This window comes from Flavobacterium sp. XGLA_31 (genome assembly GCF_051547105.1).
GTDB lineage: Bacteria > Bacteroidota > Bacteroidia > Flavobacteriales > Flavobacteriaceae > Flavobacterium.
In genome coordinates this window covers 1-2,462 of record NZ_JBPTTM010000015.1, presented here as the reverse complement: position 1 = coordinate 2,462, position 2,462 = coordinate 1, and the positions used below count along the sequence as shown (strand labels likewise).

Below are 2,462 nucleotides of genomic sequence, written 5' to 3'. Positions count from 1 at the left end.
TAGCTAACGTTTTAGTAAATGATACTTTAAACGGTGCTCCGGTAACAGCTTCTCAAGTAAATACAACTCTTGTGTCTTCTTCCAATGCTGGAATTACACTTTCCGGAACTACCGTAAACGTAGCACCGGGAACTCCGGCAGGAACTTATACGCTAACATATCAGATTTGTGAAATCTTAAACCCTACCAACTGTGACTCTGCTGTAGTGACTGTTACTGTTACAGCTGCACCTATTGATGCTGTTAATAACACCTATACTGTTGATTGCGCAAGTATTGGAACGATTGGTAACATTCTTTCAAATGATACTTTGAACAATGCTGCTGTTAACTTAAATCAAATTAACTTGTCGATAATTAATGGCTCATATCCAAATTTATCTATCGATCAAGATGGTAATGTATCTTTGTCCAGCATTGGACATTGTGGTGATTATACTTTCACATACCAAATTTGTGAAAAGTTAAACCCAACCAATTGTGATACGGCTACAGTTACTGTTTCAATTATTGACAATACTCCTCCTGCATTTACTACTCCTGATAATGTAGTAGTAAATACCGATGCTAATTGTAATGTGAATCTGGATCCAACTGCTACTGGTAATGTAAAAAACCCAACTGACAATTGTGACCCGAATCCAACAGTGACTTACCAAGACAATGAATGCTTCGGTAATTTTAATGAAGGTTCGATTAATGCCGGAAATGGTAATTACTTTAACTTCAGTGTTACAGGTTTTGATAACTTGACAGCTGCAAATATTGAAAAAGTAGCTTTAGCCTTTGAAACGAATCAAGGTAAAGGAAGAGTACAATTTACTTTAGTTTCTCCTAGTGGACAAGGAATTGTATTAGTGGGTCCATACTGTAATGGTGGAAATTGTGACACCAATAATACTACCGAGTCCTATATGCCGGTATTCTATCCGAATGCATCAGGTTATCCGCAGTGGAATAACAGTAACGTAATCCCTACCGGTATAGATGTTAATCTTACTCCTAATGGGAACCTTTCGGCAGCAAATATTATAACAGGTGTGACTTCTTATGTTTCAAGCTTTGAAGGTTTAACCGGACCAATGAATGGTAATTGGTTTGTATATGCTCAAAAAGTTGGTAATGAACTGGGAACTATTCGTTTTAAAAGCGTTTGCTTGACCCCTGCCAGCTCTTGTCCAAACAATAGAGTTGTAACCAGAACTTGGACCGTAACAGATGCTTGCGGTAATAGTACTAAAGGAACTCAAACCATAACGATTCAAGATGTTACTGCTCCAACTTGGACAACAACAGCCGGATCATTAAACACTACTTTGGAATGTAGCAATACAGCCGGTTTAGAGGCTGCACAAGCTCTTGCTCCTACTGCTACCGACAACTGTTCAGGCACTGTAACTTACACTAAAACATCCGGTGCTTTTGTTCCATCACAAGGTTGTACCAATGCAGGTACTTACACCAATACTTGGACGGCTAAAGATGTATGTAACAATATTTCAACTCAGTTTACTCAAATAATAACTATACAGGACACAACTGCACCTGTTTGGTCAACAGCTAATGGAGCTCTTAACATCACTATTGAATGTAGCGATGCCGCTGCCTTAACTTCTGCTCAGAGTATGTTCCCTGTTGCCACTGACTTATGTGATGCTGATGTGACGAACATCGTGAAAAAAGGTGGTGTTTTTGTACCAACTGTAGGATGTGCAAACACAGGAACTTATACAAATACGTGGACCGTGACGGATGCTTGTGGTAATGTTTCGCCAGAGTTTACACAAACTATAACAGTTATTGACACAACGGCTCCACAAATCACAACAGCAGCCAGTAACCTAGTAGTACAATGTGATGGTTCCGGAAATACTGGTGCCTTAGAACAATGGATTGCGAATAATGGTGGGGCTGTTGCTTCTGATAGCTGTTCTAATGTGACTTGGTCAAATAATTTCAGTTCAATTGCTAATGATTGCTCAGCAGCTGTAACTGTAATTTTTACTGCTACCGATGGTTGTGGTAATGCTTCCACAACTTCAGCAACATTTACTATTGAAGATACTATCGCTCCTAATTGGTCTACACAAGCAGGTGCATTTAATACCACTGTGGAATGTAGCGATGCGGCTGCTTTAGCAACGGCTCAAGCTGCTTTCCCTGTAGCAACTGACAACTGTGATGGTGATGTAACCAACATCGTAAAAACTTCAGGTGAGTTTGTAGCTAACGAAGGATGTACTAATGCCGGTACTTATACCAACACTTGGACTGTAGCTGATGCTTGTGGTAATACTTCTGCTATGTTTACTCAGGTAATTACTGTTCAGGATACTACGGCGCCTACTTGGACTACTGCTGCCGGTGCTCTTGATGCAACTGTAGAATGTAGTGATGCGGCTGCTTTAGCAACGGCTCAGGCTGCTTTCCCTATAGCAACTGACAACTGTGATGGTGATGTA

The 2,462-nt window shown here is 40.3% G+C and carries 1 protein-coding gene; it reads left to right on the top strand.

Going from position 1 to position 2,462, the window contains the following annotated elements:
• Nucleotides 1-2,462: HYR-like domain-containing protein (locus ACSVH6_RS13545; RefSeq protein ID WP_438079394.1), on the top strand; the 2,462-nt coding region annotated here is incomplete at both ends.